Source organism: Pseudomonas sp. ATCC PTA-122608 (assembly GCF_001952855.1).
Lineage (GTDB): Bacteria > Pseudomonadota > Gammaproteobacteria > Pseudomonadales > Pseudomonadaceae > Aquipseudomonas.
This window is the reverse complement of record NZ_LPNO01000002.1, coordinates 256,022-272,546: the sequence shown is the minus strand read 5'-3', so window position 1 is coordinate 272,546 and position 16,525 is coordinate 256,022. Positions and strand designations below refer to the sequence as shown.

The window sequence follows — 16,525 nt, the reverse complement described above, 5'->3', positions numbered from 1 at the left end:
GCGTTTCAGTTACCCAGTGCCGCAGTGATTTCGGCGGCGTTCGGCTCGGCCAGGTTGTAGCGCGCAAGCAGCTTGCCGTAGCTGCCGTCCTGCTTGATCTGGCTCAGGGCACTGGTCAGTTCCTGGAGCAGTGCCGGGTTTTCTTTACGCACTGCCAGGCCGACCACCACCGGGTAGATCAATTCGTTTGAGCTGATCACGGTTTTGCCTTGCAGTTTTTCCACAGTGATCTTGGCGACCGCCGCGTCTTCCATCTGCACGTCGACCGCTTGGGCGAGCAGGGCCTGGGCGGCTTCCGGAGACGTCGGGAACTCACGCGACTCGATCGCCGGCTTGCCCGCAGGGAGGCAGTAGTCCGCCGAAACCTTGTTCAGCTTCGGCACCCACGACGCGCCCTTGATCGACCCGACGCGCTTGCCGCACAGGTCTTCCGGGCGTTGGGGTTTGAAGTCACCGGCGCTGAGCACCATCAGCGAAGAGCCGGTCTTCAGGTAGCTGAGGAAATCCACCTGTTTGGCGCGCTCGGGCGTGACATACAGCGCCGAGGCCACCACGTCGAAACGCTGCGCGTTGACGCCGAGGATCAGGTTGGCGAAACGGGTGTCGAGAAAGCGCGGTTTCAGCCCCAGTTGCTTGCCCATCAACTGCATGAACTCCGGGTCGAAACCGGCGGGGGTCTTTTGCTCAAGGTAGGTGTAAGGCGGGTAGGTGAGGTCGGAGCCGATCGACAGCTCGCCCTGCTTGAGGGTGCCCTTGACCTCGGCAGCCGACAGTAGCGGTGCCACACACGCCAGGGTGATCGCTAGCCCCAGGGTGCGCTTGGTGTTCTTGCCCTTCAGACCTTTTTGCATGTTCGTCGCCTCGGTTGCTGGATTCAGGGGGTAGTCATGATTGTTCAACAATCCTGTATTAGTGGGTACGCGTTTATCGTGCCAAGTAGATTGGTTAAGGGTTTTTTGATGAGTTTTGATGGGTGGCGAGGGCTTTTTTTGTAGGCGCGCACACCAAATCGGGGCGATTCGTTACCACGCGCTACGTTGTGGGGCGGGAATATTGCGGGGCATCACGCGCGCACTTATTGATAAAGTGCCGCTACGAAACCCTGAGTGAACAGCAATGACGTCGATCTCCCAACGCCGCTCAACCTTGATTGCCTTGTTGGTCGCCGTCACCTTTTTCATGGAGAACCTGGACGCCACGGTGATCGCTACTGCGTTGCCGGACATCGCCAAAACCTTCGGGGTGGGGGCGGTGGACGTGAATATCGGCATGAGCGCCTACATGCTCGCCGTTGCGGTGTTTATTCCCATCAGCGGCTGGCTGGCCGACCGCTTTGGTTCGCGGCGGGTATTCGGTTCGGCGATTGTGCTGTTCAGCGTGTCGTCATTGCTGTGCGGCTGGAGTGACAGCCTCGAAACCTTCGTTGCCGCGCGCGTGTTGCAGGGCATCAGCGGGGCCATGATGGTGCCGGTGGGGCGCCTGGCGGTGCTGCGTAGCACCGAGAAAAAAGACCTGGTGCGGGCGATTTCATTTATCACCTGGCCCGGCCTGGTGGCGCCGATACTCGGGCCGCCGGTGGGCGGGTTTATCGTCACCCACGCGTCCTGGCCGTGGATTTTCTACCTCAACCTGCCGCTGGGCCTGCTGGCGTTGATTGCCACGCTGGTATTGATCCCCAAGCACGACGAGGTCACTGCCCGCACCTTCGATTTCAGCGGTTTCTTGCTGGTGGGCGTCGCCAGCGCGGCGCTGTTGTACGGTGTCGAACTGCTCGGGCAAAGCCGTGGCAGCTTGTTGCAGGGCCTGTTGCTCAGTGGCGCAGGCGTGATGCTCGGTGCGTTTGCCTGGCGCCATATGCGCCGGCATGCCCAGCCGTTACTGGCGTTGGGTGTGGTGAGCGTGCGCACCTTCAGTGTGTGCCTGTGTGGCGGGTCGATTTTCCGGGTGGCCATCAGCACGCTGCCGTTCCTGCTGCCGTTGATGTTTCAACTGGCGTTCGGTCTCTCGGCCTTCGATGCCGGATTGCTGGTGCTCGCGGTATTTGCCGGCAATCTGGCGATGAAACCGTTCACCACCTGGGTGATGCAACGTTGGGGTTTTCGTCCGGTGTTGATGATCAACGGCATCCTTGGCGTACTGGCGATTGCCGCCTGTGCGTTGCTGGATGAGCGCATGAGCTGGGCGCTGATCCTGTTCATTCTGTTCGTGGGCGGCCTGTCACGCTCCATGCAGTTCACCTTGTTCAACACCCTCGGGTTTGCCGATATACCCAAGGCGCAGATGAGCGATGCTTCAACCTTGTTCAGTATGTTTTTCCAGCTGAGCATGGCCATGGGCGTGGCGATTGGCGCGCTGTTGTTACGTTTTGCCATGATTTTTCACGGCAATACCGGGCAGGCCGCAACCGCCGATTTCCAGCTGACGTTTCTGTTGGTAGCGGTGATTGCCGGCGTGGCGTTGCTGGATAACCTGCGCTTGCCGCCTCAGGCCGGGGAGTCGGTACTGCAACGCAAGTGAACCCACGATACCTTCGGGGTATGAAGCAACACCTATTGAATATTGGACGGTTTGCGTCCCCCGCATCACTCTGCGGTGAAGTACACACGCAGGGCCCATAACAATAAAAGGCGCAACCATGACCGTGCTATTGAGTGAGCGCAGCCAGATTTTCGATCGTGCAGATGCCTATGCCGTGTCCGACTACGTCAACCAGCACGTAGGCAGCCACTGCATCCGCCTGCCCCCCAAGGGCCGCCCGCAGGCGAGCATCAGTCACCGGACCTTCTCCAGCCTGGACCTGTGCCGCATCAGCTACGGTGCGCCGGTGCGGGTGACGTCGGTGGCGCTGGAAACCATCTACCACCTGCAAATCCTGCTGCACGGCCACTGCCGCTCGAACTCCCGTGGCGAAGAGCAGGTGCTGGGCCCGGGGGAAGTGCTGCTGATCAACCCGGATGACCCGGTGGACCTGACCTATTCCGCCGACTGCGAAAAATTCATCGTCAAAGTGCCGGTTCGCCTGCTGGAAAACGCCTGCCTTGAACAGCACTGGACGTTACCGCAGCCGGGCATCCGTTTCGCGGCGCCGCGCCATGCACTCACTGAAATGGGCGGGTTCCTGCAACTGCTGGGGCTGATCTGCCATGAGGCCGAAAACGCTGCCGAACCGGAAGTGCAGGGCCTGTACGAGCGCATCGTCGCCAATAAGTTATTGGCGCTGCTGGCCAGTAACGTCCTGCGGGTGATCCCGCGGCCCGATCAAGGCGGCGGCTTTGAAGCGGTGCGCCAGTTTATCGAGGAGCACCTGACGGACGACATCAGCGTCGAACAACTGATGGCCATCGCCAGGGTCAGCGAGCGGTCGCTGTATACCTTGTTTGAACGCCAGGTCGGCCTGTCGCCCCGGGACTACATGCGCCAACGCAAGCTGGAGCGGGTGCACACCATGCTGCAACTGGCCACGGCGCGCAGCGTCACCGAGGTGGCGCTGGATCACGGGTTTGTACACCTCGGGCGGTTCTCCGAAGCCTATCGCAAACGCTTCGGCGAGTTGCCCTCGCAGACATGGAAGCGTCGGCTTGCGCCAGGCGGATAGCGAATTGCAGTCAGCGGATATTGAGGGGTAGGGCAAGCACATAAGGTGGTGGGGCCTGATACAAGAACAACCGAGGGCCTACCCCATGATCAGCACATTCGACCGACTCGCCCGACAACTGCGCGACTCCGTCCAGGAAGATCCCGCCACCGGGGTGTTCCGCTGCCGCCGCGACATCTTCACCGACCCCGACCTGTTTGCCCTGGAGATGAAGCACATTTTCGAAGGCGGTTGGATCTACCTGGCGCATGAAAGCCAGGTGCCAGAGATCAACGACTACTTCACCACCTGGATTGGCCGCCAGCCCGTGGTCATCACCCGCGACAAGCAAGGCACGCTGCACGGCCTGGTCAACGCCTGCGCCCACCGTGGCGCCATGCTCTGCCGCCGTAAACAAGGCAACAAAGGCTCGTTTACCTGCCCGTTCCACGGCTGGACCTTCAGCAACGCCGGCAAACTGCTCAAAGTGAAAGACGCCAAGACCGGCGCGTATCCCGACAGCTTCGACTGTGACGGCTCCCACGACCTGAAGCGCCTTGGCCGTTTCGAAAACTATCGCGGCTTTCTGTTCGGCAGCCTCAGCGAGACGGTACCGGAACTCAGCGACTACCTGGGCGAAACCCGGGTGGTCATCGACCAGATGGTCGACCAGGCACCGCTGGGCCTGGAAGTGTTGCGGGGCAGTTCGTCGTATGTGTATGACGGCAACTGGAAGCTGCAGATCGAAAACGGCGCCGACGGTTATCATGTCAGCTCCGTGCACTGGAACTACTCGGCGACCATGGGCCGCCGCAACTACGAAGCCGAAGGTACGCGCACCGTCGACGCCAATGGCTGGTCGAAAAGCCTGGGCGGCGTCTACGCCTTCGAGCACGGGCATATTCTGCTCTGGACGCGGCTGCTCAACCCTGAAGTGCGCCCGGTGCATGCTCACCGTGAAGCGCTGGCCGAGCGTCTGGGCCAGGAACGTGCGGACTTTATCGTCGATCAAACCCGCAACCTGTGCCTCTATCCGAATGTGTACCTGATGGACCAGTTCTCCACGCAGATCCGCGTGGTGCGGCCGATTGCGGTGGACAAGACCGAAGTCACGATTTACTGCATGGCGCCCAAGGGCGAAAGTGCCCAGGAACGCACCACGCGCATTCGCCAGTACGAAGACTTCTTCAACGTCAGCGGCATGGGTACGCCGGACGACCTGGAAGAGTTCCGCGCCTGCCAGACCGGCTACCAGGGCGCGACCACCTTGTGGAATGACCTAAGCCGCGGCGCCAAACAGTGGGTGGAAGGCGCCGACGAAAACGCCAAGGCCATGGGCATGAACCCGCAGCTCAGTGGCGTCAAAACTGAGGACGAAGGGCTGTTCGTCCGCCAGCACGCCCATTGGGCCCAGAGCCTGCAACGCGCTATCGAGCGTGAGCAGCAAGGCTTGATCGCCACGGACAAGGAGGTGCTGTCATGAGTGCTTCCCGCGACCGCCTGCTGGACTTTCTGTACCGCGAAGCGCGCCTGCTGGATGACCGCCAGTGGGACGAATGGCTCGAATGCTATTCACCCAAGGTCGAGTACTGGATGCCGGCCTGGGATGACCAAGACACCCTGACCGAAGACCCCCAGAGCGAAATTTCGCTGATCTATTACCCCAGCCGCGACGGCCTGGAAGACCGCGTGTTCCGGATCAAGACCGAGCGCTCCAGCGCCAGCACCCCGGAGCCGCGCACCGCGCACCTGATCACCAACCTCGAAGTGCTGGCCGATGACGGGCAACACGTGGAGCTGCGTTTCAACTGGCAAACCCTCAGCCATCGCTACAAGACCACGGATACGTACTTCGGCACCTCGTTCTATCGCCTGGACATCCGCGCCGAACAGCCGCTGATCACGCGCAAGAAGGTGGTGCTGAAAAACGACTACATCCATCAGGTCATCGATATCTACCACATCTGAGGACACGCCCATGACGTACTCCATTGCCCTGAACTTCGAGGACGGAGTGACCCGTTTCATCGACTGCAAGGTGGGTGAAAAGGTCCTCGACGCGGCCTTTCGCCAACGTATCAACCTGCCCATGGACTGCTCGGACGGTGTGTGCGGCACCTGCAAATGCCGCTGTGAAACCGGCGCCTATGACTTGGGCGACGACTATATCGAAGACGCCCTGAGCGAGGATGAAGCCGGCGAGCGCCAGGTGCTGACCTGCCAAATGGTGCCGCAATCCGATTGCGTGATTGCCGTGCCGGTGCCGTCCGGTGCGTGCAAGACCGGCACCGCGCAGTTTGCCGCGACGGTGGCGAGCATTACCCGGCATGCCGATGCCGCCCTGGAGGTGAGTTTCGAGCTGGACCAGGCGCCGGTGTTCCTGCCGGGCCAATACGTGAATATCGGCGTGCCCGACAGCGGGCAGACCCGCTCTTATTCCTTCAGCAGCAAGCCCGGTGACAAACGCGCCAGCTTCCTGATCAAGCATGTGCCCGGCGGGCTGATGAGTGGCTGGCTGGACCGCGCCCGGCCGGGCGACGCCGTACCGATGACCGGACCACTGGGCAGTTTCTACCTGCGTGAAGTGGCGCGGCCGTTGTTGTTGCTGGCGGGCGGCACCGGGTTGGCGCCGTTCCTGTCGATGCTCGAAGTGCTGGCCGAACGTGGGGAAACCCGGCCGGTCAGGCTGATCTACGGCGTGACGCGGGATCAGGATTTGGTGATGGTCGACGTGCTGGAAGCCTTCGCCAAACGCCTGCCCAATTTCAGTTTTGTCAGCTGCGTGGCCGACCCACAGACAGCGCATCCGCAGCAGGGCTATGTCACCCAACACATGGCCGACGACGTGCTGAACGACGGCGACGTGGATGTGTACCTGTGCGGGCCGCCGCCGATGGTCGATGCAGTACGCCAGCACTTCAAGAACCAGGGCGTAACGCCCGCCAGCTTCCATTACGAGAAGTTCACACCCAACGCCATCGTCACCGGCGACGCCGCCTGAGGAAAGCCCCATGAACCCACGTTTCAACACCAAGGTCGCGCTGGTGACCGGCGCCGCCCAGGGGATCGGCCGGCGTGTCGCCGAGCGTTTGCTGGAAGAGGGCGCCTGGTTGGTGGCGGTCGACCGCTCGGAGCTCGTGCATGAGTTGCAGCATGAGCGGGCGCTGGTCCTCACTGCCGACCTTGAACAGCACGCCGAATGCGCGCGCGTGATGGCCGCCGCAAAGGCGCGATTCGGGCGTATCGACATTCTGGTCAACAACGTCGGCGGGACCATCTGGGCCAAGCCGTTCGAACATTACGCCGAGAACGAAATCGAGGCTGAAGTGCGTCGTTCGCTGTTTCCGACGCTGTGGTGCTGCCATTGCGTGCTGCCCTACATGCTGGAGCAGGGCAGCGGCGCCATCGTCAATGTCTCGTCCGTCGCCACCCGTGGGGTGAACCGCGTGCCGTATGGCGCGGCCAAGGGCGGCGTGAACGCCCTGACCGCATGCCTGGCCCTGGAGACCGCCGGCAGCGGCATTCGGGTCAATGCCACCGCGCCGGGTGGCACCGAAGCACCACCGCGCCGGATCCCGCGCAACAGACAGCCCCAGAGCGACCAAGAGCGCGTCTGGTACCAACAGATTGTCGACCAGACCCTCGACAGCAGCCCGATGAAGCGCTACGGCAGCATCGACGAACAAGCCGGCGCGATTCTGTTTCTCGCCTCCGATGAGGCTTCTTACATCACGGGCGTCACCTTGCCGGTAGGAGGCGGCGACCTCGGCTGACCCATCGCTGTACCTGCAGACACTGACTCACAACAACAATAAAGAGAGCATTGCCATGCGTACCCATGACGTTAATTCGATTATCGACAACGCCCGTTTCAACCGTTTCCACTGGTTGGTAGTCAGCCTGTGTGCCTTGCTGTTGATCTTTGACGGGTATGACTTGTTTATCTATGGCGTGGTCTTGCCATCGATCATGACGGAATGGGGGCTGACGCCCTTACAGGCCGGCGCGCTGGGCAGTTACGCCCTGTTTGGCATGATGTTCGGAGCGCTGATCTTCGGTAGCCTGGCGGACAAGTTTGGTCGCCGCAAAGGCATCGCCATCTGCTTTGCGTTGTTCAGCGTCGCCACCGTGATTAACGGTTTTGCCAGCAGCCCGACTGAATTTGGTATTTGCCGGTTTATCGCCGGGCTTGGCTGCGGCGGGCTGATGCCCAACGCGGCCGCACTGATTACTGAATACGCGCCGAAGAAAATGCGCAGCATCCTGATGGCAGTGATGTTCGGCGGTTATTCGCTGGGCGGCATGCTCTCGGCCGGGGTCGGGATTTTCATGTTGCCGCGTTTCGGTTGGCCGTCCATGTTCTTCGCGGCGGCCATCCCGCTGCTGCTCATGCCATTGATTGTGTATTGGCTGCCCGAATCCATCGGGTTCCTTATCCGTCAGGGCCGACAGGAGCAGGCGCGTGCGCTGCTCAAGCGCCTGTCGCCGCACATTTCGATCAACCCGGAAGATGAGCTGCACATCAGCACCGGAAAAGGCAAAGGTGCCTCCGTGTTGGAGTTGTTCCGCCATGGACTGGGCCTGAGGACGGCGGCGATCTGGGTCGCGTTTTTCTGCTGCCTGTTGATGGTTTACGCCTTGAGTTCCTGGCTGCCCAAGCTGATGGCGGGTGCCGGTTACAGCTTGGGGTCGAGCCTGTCCTTCCTGCTGGCGCTGAACTTTGGTGGCATTGCCGGGGCGCTCGTCGGCGGCTGGCTGTGTGACCGGCTTAACCTGGTGAAGGTGGTGATCGGCTTCTTCATCGCCGCGCTGGTTTCCATCAGCCTGCTGGGGATCAATAGCCCGATGCCGGTCTTGTATCTGCTGATCTTTTTTGCGGGCGCCACCACCATCGGCACACAGATCCTGCTGTACGCCGGTGCCGCACAACTCTATGGCTTGAACATTCGAGCCACTGGCCTCGGCTGGGCTTCCGGTATTGGCCGCACGGGCGCCATCGTAGGTCCGCTGTTGGGCGGCGCACTGATGGGCATTGAGTTGCCCCTGCACCTGAACTTCATGGCCTTTGCCATTCCTGGGGCTATCGCTGTGCTGGCGATGACGGGGTACGCCCTGAATGAACGTCGAGGCCGGCCAGAGGTGGTCGCCGCCCCGGCGCAATAACTGTCGATAACAATAACTAAGAGCAACGACATGAATACACAACGTATCTGGCTGTCCCTGTTGGGCATGCCCCTTGCGGCGACGGCGGCTGAGGGTGGTTTTTTCGCAGACTCCACAGCCACCTTGCAGGCCCGCAATTACTATTTCAGCCGCGACTTTTCGGACATCGTGGGCGCCAACAAGCAATCAAAGGCGCAGGAGTGGGGCCAGGGTTTTATCCTGACCTACAAATCCGGCTATACCCCGGGGCCCGTGGGTTTTGGTTTGGATGCCCTAGGCACCCTGGGGCTCAAACTCGACAGCAGCCCGGACCGGACCAATACCGGCTTGCTCCCGGTCAAGGGCGATGGCAGTGCCCCGGACGACTACAGCCGTTTGGGCCTGACCTTCAAGGCGAAACTCTCCAAAACCGAATTGAAGGTTGGCGAACTGCAACCCAACCTGCCGGTATTGGCCTTCAGTGACATTCGCCTGTTGCCGCCCAGCTACCAGGGCGTGAGTGTCAGCTCCGGCGAAATCGCGGGCCTGACGCTACAGGCCGGGCATTTGACCACCACCAGCCTGCGCAACGAAGCCGGCGACGAGAAGATGATCGCCATGCTCGGCCATGTGCCGCAACGCGGGGCAGAAAGTGATGCGTTCAACTATGTCGGCGGCGACTACACCTTCAACACCAACCGCACCAGCGTCAGCTACTGGCATGGCCAACTCAAGGACATCTACCGCCAGGACTTTGTCGGCCTCAAACACAGCCAGCCGATGGGCAACTGGATACTCGGCGCCAACCTCGGCTACTACGATGCCCGGGAAGACGGCGACAAACTGCTCGGCAAGATCGACAACCAGGCGTTTTTCTCGCTGCTGTCGGCCAAGCATGGCGGCCATATCTTCTACGTCGGCTATCAAGCCATGTACGGCGACAGTGCGTTCCCACGGGTCTTCGCCAACATTTCGCCACTGGGCAACGAGGTGCCCACCTACGAGTTCGCCTACACCGACGAACGCTCCTGGCAAGCGCGGTACGACTACGACTTCGCGGCGTTGGGCATTCCGGGGCTGACCACCACCGTGCGCTATATCTCCGGTAATAACGTGACGACCGGCGCCGGTTACGAAGGCAAGGATCGTGAGCGCGACCTGGATATCGGCTATGTGGTGCAAAGCGGCACGCTGAGCGGCCTGGGCATCCGGGTGCGTAACGTCATGGCCCGTTCAAACTATCGCAGCGATATCGACGAGAACCGGCTGATCCTCAGTTACACCTGGAAGCTGCTTTAAACCCCGCCCTGGCAAGTACCCATGACCTGGTAGTTGACGGTGTGGCTGACGCCCTGGCTGTCGAGATAAACCATCGTCGCCGGTTCTACCTGGCAACTGCCGGGCACGGGTGTGAGTGAAACAACGCGCTGGATATCCGGCGCTTCACTGCTGCCGGCCGCCATGGCGCCGGTGGCGCTGAAGAGCAGGATCAAGCTGAGCCATTTGATATTCATGATGAGTCCCTCTGTGAGTAGGGTTCATTTTAGTGATCGCCACAGCGGGATAAAGACAGGAACAGGTGAATGACTCGTACGTATCAGGTAGCAATCGAGGGGCAACACTGATGGATCTGCTCAATGGCATGCAGGTGTTTGCCCGGGTTGTCGACACAGGCAGCTTTGCTGCGGCGGCCGAGGCTCTGGACATGTCCGGCGCACACGTGTCGCGGTTGATCGCCGAGCTGGAAAAACACCTTGAGACCCGCCTGTTGCAACGCACCACCCGACGCCTGAGCCTTACCGACTCAGGCGAGCGGTTCCTGCTGCGCTGTCGCGACATTCTTGAGGACGTGAGGGAAGCCACCGCGGAGGCCAGCGGCGCACACCTCAACCCGCGCGGGCGGTTGCGGCTGCATTGTATGAGCGGGCTTGGCGTGCTGATCACCCCGTTGATTGCCCGCTACAGCGAGCAATACCCGGACGTGTCCATCGAGCTGACCCTGTCACAGCACAACCCGGACCCGCTTGAAGAGGGCCACGACGTGGTGATCTCCATCGCCCATTCACTGCCGGATTCAGCGCTGGTGAGCCAGACGGTGGGGCAGTTGTTCAGCGTCCTGTGTGCGGCGCCGGGGTATCTGGCCAGATACGGCGTGCCCGAGAGTCCGCAGCAACTGATGCAGCACCGACGCCTGCACCTTCAGGATTTCCAGGAGGATGCCTGGGTGTTCAAAGGTGAAGAGGGCGAGGTTGCGATTGCGCCGGGGGACACCTTCAGGACCAACGTGGCGGATGCGATGGTCAAGGCGACGCAGGAAGGAATGGGCGTCAGTTTGTTGCCGTTTTTCAGTGCAAGCGCGGCACTGCGGGAAGGTTCGCTGGTACGGCTGTTGCCCGACTATCGGCTAAGGGAGCGCAGCATTTTCGCGGTGTATCCGTCGAGGCGTTTTTTGGATGCCAAGGTGCGCACGTGGGTCGCGTTTTTGCAGCTGCAATTGCCGGTGTTGCTGGCGGAGCAGGTGAACGTGATTGAGGCTCCCCGAGGCTAATAGGAATAGGCAAACCTCATAGAGTTACCGGCATAGGTCGACAGTGCTTACCTGACTACCATGGGGGCACATCCACCGAGAGCCATTTTTCATGAGTACTCAAAAAACACTGTTCATCACCGGCATCAGCAGCGGCTTTGGCAAAGCGCTGGCAGCAGAGGCGTTGGCTGCCGGCCACCGAGTCATCGGGACTGTGCGCAATGAGACAGCCCTGCAGGCGTTCGAAGCGTTATCGGCGGAACGCGCCCATGGCGTAATTCTGGACGTCACGGACTTTGAGCGGATCGACAGCGTCGTCGCCGCGGTAGAGACCCGCTTCGGCCCGGTGGACGTCCTGGTGAACAATGCGGGTTACGGCCATGAGGGGATTTTTGAAGAGTCGCCGCTGGAGGACATGCGCCGTCAGTTCGACGTCAACGTGTTCGGCGCCGTTGCCGTGACCAAGGCCTTCGTGCCGTACTTCCGCCAGCGCCGCCGTGGGCACATCATCAACATCACGTCCATGGGCGGCACGATCACCATGCCGGGTATCGCCTACTACTGCGGGAGCAAGTTCGCGCTGGAAGGCATCTCCGACACCCTGAGCAAAGAACTCCGGCCGTTCAACATCTTTGTCACGGCCGTGGCGCCGGGTTCGTTTCGTACCGATTGGGCCGGGCGGTCCATGCAGCGTACGCCACGCAGCATTGCCGACTACGATGCGAGCTTTGATCCGGTGCGCAAGGCGCGGGAAGAAAAAAGCGGCCATCAATTGGGTGACCCACAAAAAGCCGCGCAGGCGATGTTGACGCTGATTGCCAGCGACCACCCACCGGCGCATTTGCTGCTGGGCAGTGATGCGCTGGGTTATGTGCGGGAAAAACTGCGGCAATCCCTGCGGGATATCGATCAGTGGGAGGCGCTGACGCGTTCTACGGATGGTTAAGTCATGGGTCAGAGGCTGTCCGGATCCCCAAAAAACATTTTGACTTGGCTCTAGAACAAGGTTTTTAGCCTTAAATTTATCTTGCATGCCCCCAATTTTGCCCCCAGTCGCACCGACCGAATCCCTGCGCCGGCGAATTCTTGTCGAAAACCCCAGCCGTTTATATGTATTTTAAATGGCTTTTCTGAAGTCAATATGATTTCTCCGGCACTTGGAGTGCAATTTAGATGACTGAAGGGGAAAGCGAAATACGGCTCCGATAATGTCGAGTCCTGGCTGCCAAGTGATTTGTGTTTGAGCACAAAAGGGCCCTGACGGGGCCCTTTTTGCATTTCATTCGCGAGATGCGGTTGAGTCGGCTCATTCGCGATCAGCGCAAGCGTTGGTCGACAAGGCTTAGATATTCTTCATTGAAAAACAGTAAAATAAGGCGCTCGTCCAGACGCGACCTCTCTTATGGCTGAAACTAAATCCGTTACCCCCATTAGCAAATCTCACCACGGCCATTACAAGGTAAGATCTCCTGAGCACGCCATTCTTTAATAAGCTGGCGCCGGTTACGAAAGTAGCGCTCGTCGAGCACCTCTAGCTGTGCGATGTCTTCCAAGGAAATTACTCTAAATTGATCGTCTGCCTCGCACCAAGCCGCTAGAAAGCGTTTTGAATCAATAAAACCCAACATAATCGGCCATATAAATTGTTTATCCGAAGGTGCATGGGCCATCGACAAATTGATCGAAAGTTTACGTTGTTCTCGTAATGCAAACCGGACTTCACTTAGATCGATTGAAATGGAGGGTGGGGAGTGGGCGCCTACGTAGAATGTCTCATCTTCGAAGGTGTTACGCATATCCAAAGGCAAAACGGCGTTAATTTTGGCCAGCGCGTTCTTCACTGCGAAGGCAAATTTATCGTCTGTCTGTCGACTGACCCACTGGGCTCCTACTACAAGCGCCTGTATTTCTTCTTCTGTGAACGACAGTGGGGGTAAAAGAAAGCCAGGCTTCAAAATATAACCGAGCCCTGGCTCACCGTCGATGTCAGCGCCCATCCCCTGTAGCGTCAAAACGTCGCGACGTATGGTGCGAAGTGACACCCCAAGCTCCTGAGCAAGCGTTCGCCCCGATACCGTTCTGCGATGTCGGCGGAGCACTTGCATTAGCTCAAACAACCGGTCACTTCTGGCCATGCCTATTCCATCTCAATAACGGCCTTACCGCCGAGTTTTTGACCTTTTTCGAGCTCCCCGATCAGTTGAATTGCATCGATTAGGGAAACGGTTTTTCCTACCGGGATCCTGAAGATCCTTTCACTGGCAGCTTTTGCAAGCTTATCCAGAATGTCAGCGCGCGGCGACCCGATAATTGGTTTAAGTCTGCGATCAAAAATAGCTCGAATAAACTTGCCGAGATCTGGATTCAGATCTAGAAATACGCCTCCGGCTCGCAACATTGCAACGCCTGTCGAAACCGGTAGCGTCGCGGCAGTGTCGTAAACCACATCGAATCGGGTGGTGATACTCGATACCTGTGTGTTCCTATAATCATAGACTGTCTGCACCCCTAGCGATTTTGCTCGGGGTATGTCGTTTGCACTGCAGCTTCCCGAGACGACAGCGCCATGCATCAGCGCTATTTGAACGGCGGCTTCGCCGACAGCACCAGCACAACCGATTACGAAGACATGCTGATCAGCTTGCAGCTTCGCTTTGTCTATTAGTCCGTTCCATGCGGTTATACCCGGTGTGCCCAGGCACGCGGCATCCTCGAAAGAAACATCCTCAGGCTTATGTGCTAGGAATGCTTCTTTTGTGATGACGGCTTGGCCAAACGCACCGCTCTCCTTGAAACGGGCAAGTCCGAAGACGGGATCACCTACCTTCAGGCGGGTGACGCCTGGGCCGACCGATATAACTGTGCCAGAGAAATCCATACCCATAGCGCGAGGGAATGCCTTGCCGGTGACGATCTTCATTTGCCCGGCGCGCAACTTCCAGTCAATCGGATTTATCGCTGCAAATTTGACCCTTACTCCTACCTCACCTTTGCCCGGGGTGGGTAGGTTAAAGTCGGCAATCCGCATTACCTCCGGCCCGCCGTAGTTTTCGTACTGAATGCGTTTCATCATGCGTCTCCAAGCTCCAAAAATGACTGAGGTAGTCACGGAGACGACTCTATAAGGCTATGTGGACAGTTTTTGTCACCATTCGATCGAGTTGCCATTTTTCTAGAGGCATTTTATGTCGAACTCACCTTTCCAGTATTAATTATTGGTCTTTCATACGGATACACGGTGCGATTGGCTACTGACGGTCTACAGAGATAGGAGGATATTTCTCCAATACTGAATCGATTTCTATTTTAAAGTCATTCCTAGCGAATTGCAGAAATATCTATGAGGCGCGGAAGGCTGCTCATAGTTTGAGATCGGACTGGTCTATAAGTGGTTTCTACTTTATTGCAGGTTGGTGCTCTGCGATGTCTAAGTGTCGAGCACTCCATCTATCCTCAATCTTAGTTCAAAGGTTTAGATAACATGAACCATCAGGTATCAGAAGTAAAACCCGTACTTTTCGTGGTGACCAGTAACGCGGTGAAGGGGGAAACAGGTATTCCTACTGGATTCAATTTGGCGGAGGTCACTCACCCACTTGAAAAGCTACAGGCGGCGGGTATTCGCGTTGAACTTGCTTCGATATTAGGAGGCGCTGCACCTCTCGACGGCATGGAAGATATGGCGGATCCGGTAATTGCTCATTTTTGGGCGGATAGCGATTTTCGTCAGGCATTGGCCAATACCTTGAGAATCGATGAGATTGATCCCTCACACTATTCTGCCATTTTTTTCGCCGGTGGCCACGGCACTATGTGGGACTTTCCTGAAAACGTTTCCGTGCAAAGAGCAATCCGAGAGATTGATGCCGCAGGTGGAATTGTTTCTGCTGTGTGTCATGGCCCGGCGGCCTTCGTCAATGCTCGCCGCACAGACGGAACCCTTTTGATTGCGGGCAAACATCTGGCTGCTTTTACCGACGAAGAGGAAGAGGAGGTGGAGTCCACTCACGTGGTTCCTTTCTTGCTCGCTGCGACGCTCACATCGCGCGGGGCTCTTCATCAACATGCAGCTAACTGGGCAGATAATGTCGTTGTCGACGGTCGACTTATCACCGGTCAGAACCCGCAGTCTGCTTCGAGCCTGGGAGAAGCGCTAAGAGACGCATTGCTGGCGTCATAAGCATTAACTTCAGACAAAGGACAGGGCATATGAAGCTGATTTGTGTAGAAGAACACGTTCTGGATCCAGCAACAGGTGCTGCCTGCCAGGCGCTTGTCGGTGCAGAGGCTCCTTATCTTTCGGGTTGGGGCAGCCGAGTTGTGGATGGCGTAAACTCAAGCACTGATACAAGTCGGCCTCATGTAATTGCACCTGCCGAATCAGCGCGCAAAGGCCTAGACATGGGAGCATCAAGGCTTGCCGACATGAATGCCGCAGGCATCGGTATGCAAGTGCTCTCCTATGGTGGCTTCCCTCAAATGCTATCAGCGGAAAAGGCTGTTGATGTGTGCCGTGCCGCGAACGATAAACTGGCCAAGGCGGCGCATGCCAATCCCGCTCACTTTTCAGGCTTTGCCACACTTCCATGGCAGGCTCCAGAGGCGGCAGCGATTGAGCTGGAGAGGGCGGTTACGCAGTTGGGCCTCAAAGGCGCATTGATTAACGGTCGACCAGGCGAATCCTTCCTGGACGACCCGCAATATGCACCGATACTGAGTGCTCTCAATGAGTTGAATGTTGCGTTGTACGTGCATCCAGGTTTGCCTCTGCCCGCCGTACAAGCGCCGTACTATGGTGGCTTTGATCGTGAGCTGAGTGCTCGGCTTTCCATGTTTGCGTGGGGTTGGCACAACGAAGCGGGGATCCAGGTAATCCGTATGCTCTTGGCGGGTGTATTTGACCGCTATCCCTCACTGCAAGTCATCAGTGGTCACTGGGGGGAAATGGTGCCCTTTTTCCTGCAGCGCTTGGAGGATTCGATTCCACAAGAAGCCTCGGGGCTTAACCGCCCAATCGTTCAGACCTATCGTGAACATGTCTATGTTTCGCCCAGCGGTATGCTCACCCTGCCGCATTTTCAGTTTGTATACTCGTTGATGGGGGCAGAACGCATCCTCTACTCCATCGATTACCCCTACCAGAGTTTGGACGGCGCCCGCGCATTTATTGAGAATCTTCCAATCAGCGAGACGGAGAAAGCGCTGATCGCCCACGGCAATGCCGAGAAGCTATTCAGGCTTTGAGTCCGGGATTGTCTATACGTAACCCCGCGCCAGAAATC

Annotated in this window: 16 protein-coding genes; 12 read left to right on the top strand and 4 right to left on the bottom strand. The window is 58.5% G+C overall.

Features of this window, described 5'->3' with window-relative positions; translation table 11 throughout:
• Nucleotides 1–5 precede the first annotated feature (5 nt).
• Nucleotides 6–851, bottom strand: coding sequence for an ABC transporter substrate-binding protein (locus AU074_RS03760; protein ID WP_076013554.1), 846 nt, complete (start codon nucleotides 849–851; stop codon nucleotides 6–8).
• 265 nt (nucleotides 852–1,116) lie between these two features.
• Between AU074_RS03760 and AU074_RS03755 the strand changes: the two genes are divergently transcribed.
• The 8 genes from AU074_RS03755 to AU074_RS03720 all read left to right on the top strand — a co-directional run bounded on the left by AU074_RS03755 (nucleotide 1,117) and on the right by AU074_RS03720 (nucleotide 10,015).
• Nucleotides 1,117–2,517, top strand: coding sequence for a DHA2 family efflux MFS transporter permease subunit (locus AU074_RS03755; protein WP_083676627.1), 1,401 nt, complete (start codon nucleotides 1,117–1,119; stop codon nucleotides 2,515–2,517).
• 118 nt (nucleotides 2,518–2,635) lie between these two features.
• Nucleotides 2,636–3,595 (top strand): AraC family transcriptional regulator, encoded by a 960-nt coding sequence (locus tag AU074_RS03750; protein WP_076013553.1) that lies wholly within the window; start codon nucleotides 2,636–2,638, stop codon nucleotides 3,593–3,595.
• Nucleotides 3,596–3,680: 85 nt separating this feature from the next.
• The gene (locus tag AU074_RS03745) at nucleotides 3,681–5,057 is read left to right on the top strand and encodes a Rieske 2Fe-2S domain-containing protein (protein WP_076013552.1); all 1,377 of its coding nucleotides are present in this window, start codon (nucleotides 3,681–3,683) and stop codon (nucleotides 5,055–5,057) included.
• Nucleotides 5,054–5,542: a benzoate 1,2-dioxygenase small subunit gene (gene benB / locus AU074_RS03740; RefSeq protein WP_076013551.1), complete on the top strand. Its 489-nt coding sequence runs from the start codon at nucleotides 5,054–5,056 to the stop codon at nucleotides 5,540–5,542. Before AU074_RS03745 ends, benB begins: the two co-directional genes overlap by 4 nt.
• Nucleotides 5,543–5,552: 10 nt before the next feature.
• Nucleotides 5,553–6,575 (top strand): benzoate 1,2-dioxygenase electron transfer component BenC, encoded by a 1,023-nt coding sequence (gene benC, locus AU074_RS03735; RefSeq protein WP_076013550.1) that lies wholly within the window; start codon nucleotides 5,553–5,555, stop codon nucleotides 6,573–6,575.
• A 10-nt stretch (nucleotides 6,576–6,585) separates the two neighbouring features.
• On the top strand, nucleotides 6,586–7,347 hold the full coding sequence (locus AU074_RS03730) for a 1,6-dihydroxycyclohexa-2,4-diene-1-carboxylate dehydrogenase (RefSeq protein WP_076013549.1): 762 nt from the start codon (nucleotides 6,586–6,588) through the stop codon (nucleotides 7,345–7,347).
• A gap of 55 nt (nucleotides 7,348–7,402) precedes the next feature.
• Nucleotides 7,403–8,737 carry an MFS transporter gene (locus AU074_RS03725; protein WP_076013548.1) on the top strand — a complete coding sequence of 445 codons (1,335 nt, stop codon included), beginning with the start codon at nucleotides 7,403–7,405 and terminating at the stop codon, nucleotides 8,735–8,737.
• A 30-nt stretch (nucleotides 8,738–8,767) separates the two neighbouring features.
• On the top strand, nucleotides 8,768–10,015 hold the full coding sequence (locus AU074_RS03720; RefSeq protein WP_076013547.1) for an OprD family porin: 1,248 nt from the start codon (nucleotides 8,768–8,770) through the stop codon (nucleotides 10,013–10,015).
• Here AU074_RS03720 and AU074_RS03715 read toward each other — a convergent pair.
• Nucleotides 10,012–10,230, bottom strand: a complete 219-nt coding sequence (locus AU074_RS03715) for a DUF2790 domain-containing protein (RefSeq protein ID WP_076013546.1) — start codon at nucleotides 10,228–10,230, stop codon at nucleotides 10,012–10,014. The two genes, AU074_RS03720 and AU074_RS03715, sit on opposite strands and share 4 nt — an antisense overlap.
• Before the next feature lie 110 nt (nucleotides 10,231–10,340).
• On the opposite strand from AU074_RS03715, the gene AU074_RS03710 reads away from it, so the two are divergent.
• Together AU074_RS03710 and AU074_RS03705 are read left to right on the top strand one after the other, a co-directional pair.
• Nucleotides 10,341–11,264 carry a LysR family transcriptional regulator gene (locus AU074_RS03710; RefSeq protein WP_076013545.1) on the top strand — a complete coding sequence of 308 codons (924 nt, stop codon included), beginning with the start codon at nucleotides 10,341–10,343 and terminating at the stop codon, nucleotides 11,262–11,264.
• 91 nt (nucleotides 11,265–11,355) lie between these two features.
• Entirely contained in the window at nucleotides 11,356–12,189 is an 834-nt protein-coding gene (locus AU074_RS03705; protein WP_076013544.1) for an oxidoreductase, read from the top strand.
• A 484-nt stretch (nucleotides 12,190–12,673) separates the two neighbouring features.
• On the opposite strand, the gene AU074_RS03700 is transcribed toward AU074_RS03705, so the two are convergent.
• Nucleotides 12,674–13,378: a YafY family protein gene (locus AU074_RS03700; protein WP_076013543.1), complete on the bottom strand. Its 705-nt coding sequence runs from the start codon at nucleotides 13,376–13,378 to the stop codon at nucleotides 12,674–12,676.
• A gap of 2 nt (nucleotides 13,379–13,380) precedes the next feature.
• On the bottom strand, nucleotides 13,381–14,313 hold the full coding sequence (locus AU074_RS03695; protein ID WP_076013716.1) for an NAD(P)-dependent alcohol dehydrogenase: 933 nt from the start codon (nucleotides 14,311–14,313) through the stop codon (nucleotides 13,381–13,383).
• A gap of 411 nt (nucleotides 14,314–14,724) precedes the next feature.
• Here AU074_RS03695 and AU074_RS03690 point away from each other — a divergent pair, with 411 nt between their 5' ends.
• Nucleotides 14,725–15,423: a type 1 glutamine amidotransferase domain-containing protein gene (locus tag AU074_RS03690; RefSeq protein WP_076013542.1), complete on the top strand. Its 699-nt coding sequence runs from the start codon at nucleotides 14,725–14,727 to the stop codon at nucleotides 15,421–15,423.
• A 29-nt stretch (nucleotides 15,424–15,452) separates the two neighbouring features.
• Nucleotides 15,453–16,487, top strand: coding sequence for an amidohydrolase family protein (locus tag AU074_RS03685; protein ID WP_076013541.1), 1,035 nt, complete (start codon nucleotides 15,453–15,455; stop codon nucleotides 16,485–16,487).
• Nucleotides 16,488–16,525: the final 38 nt, after the last annotated feature.

Coding starts and splice junctions, on each gene's coding strand:
- AU074_RS03760 (WP_076013554.1), bottom strand. CDS start 851: ATGCAAAAAGGTCTGAAGGGCAAGAACACCAAGCGCACCCTGGGGCTA.
- AU074_RS03755 (WP_083676627.1), top strand. CDS start 1,117: ATGACGTCGATCTCCCAACGCCGCTCAACCTTGATTGCCTTGTTGGTC.
- AU074_RS03750 (WP_076013553.1), top strand. CDS start 2,636: ATGACCGTGCTATTGAGTGAGCGCAGCCAGATTTTCGATCGTGCAGAT.
- AU074_RS03745 (WP_076013552.1), top strand. CDS start 3,681: ATGATCAGCACATTCGACCGACTCGCCCGACAACTGCGCGACTCCGTC.
- benB (WP_076013551.1), top strand. CDS start 5,054: ATGAGTGCTTCCCGCGACCGCCTGCTGGACTTTCTGTACCGCGAAGCG.
- benC (WP_076013550.1), top strand. CDS start 5,553: ATGACGTACTCCATTGCCCTGAACTTCGAGGACGGAGTGACCCGTTTC.
- AU074_RS03730 (WP_076013549.1), top strand. CDS start 6,586: ATGAACCCACGTTTCAACACCAAGGTCGCGCTGGTGACCGGCGCCGCC.
- AU074_RS03725 (WP_076013548.1), top strand. CDS start 7,403: ATGCGTACCCATGACGTTAATTCGATTATCGACAACGCCCGTTTCAAC.
- AU074_RS03720 (WP_076013547.1), top strand. CDS start 8,768: ATGAATACACAACGTATCTGGCTGTCCCTGTTGGGCATGCCCCTTGCG.
- AU074_RS03715 (WP_076013546.1), bottom strand. CDS start 10,230: ATGAATATCAAATGGCTCAGCTTGATCCTGCTCTTCAGCGCCACCGGC.
- AU074_RS03710 (WP_076013545.1), top strand. CDS start 10,341: ATGGATCTGCTCAATGGCATGCAGGTGTTTGCCCGGGTTGTCGACACA.
- AU074_RS03705 (WP_076013544.1), top strand. CDS start 11,356: ATGAGTACTCAAAAAACACTGTTCATCACCGGCATCAGCAGCGGCTTT.
- AU074_RS03700 (WP_076013543.1), bottom strand. CDS start 13,378: ATGGCCAGAAGTGACCGGTTGTTTGAGCTAATGCAAGTGCTCCGCCGA.
- AU074_RS03695 (WP_076013716.1), bottom strand. CDS start 14,313: ATGAAACGCATTCAGTACGAAAACTACGGCGGGCCGGAGGTAATGCGG.
- AU074_RS03690 (WP_076013542.1), top strand. CDS start 14,725: ATGAACCATCAGGTATCAGAAGTAAAACCCGTACTTTTCGTGGTGACC.
- AU074_RS03685 (WP_076013541.1), top strand. CDS start 15,453: ATGAAGCTGATTTGTGTAGAAGAACACGTTCTGGATCCAGCAACAGGT.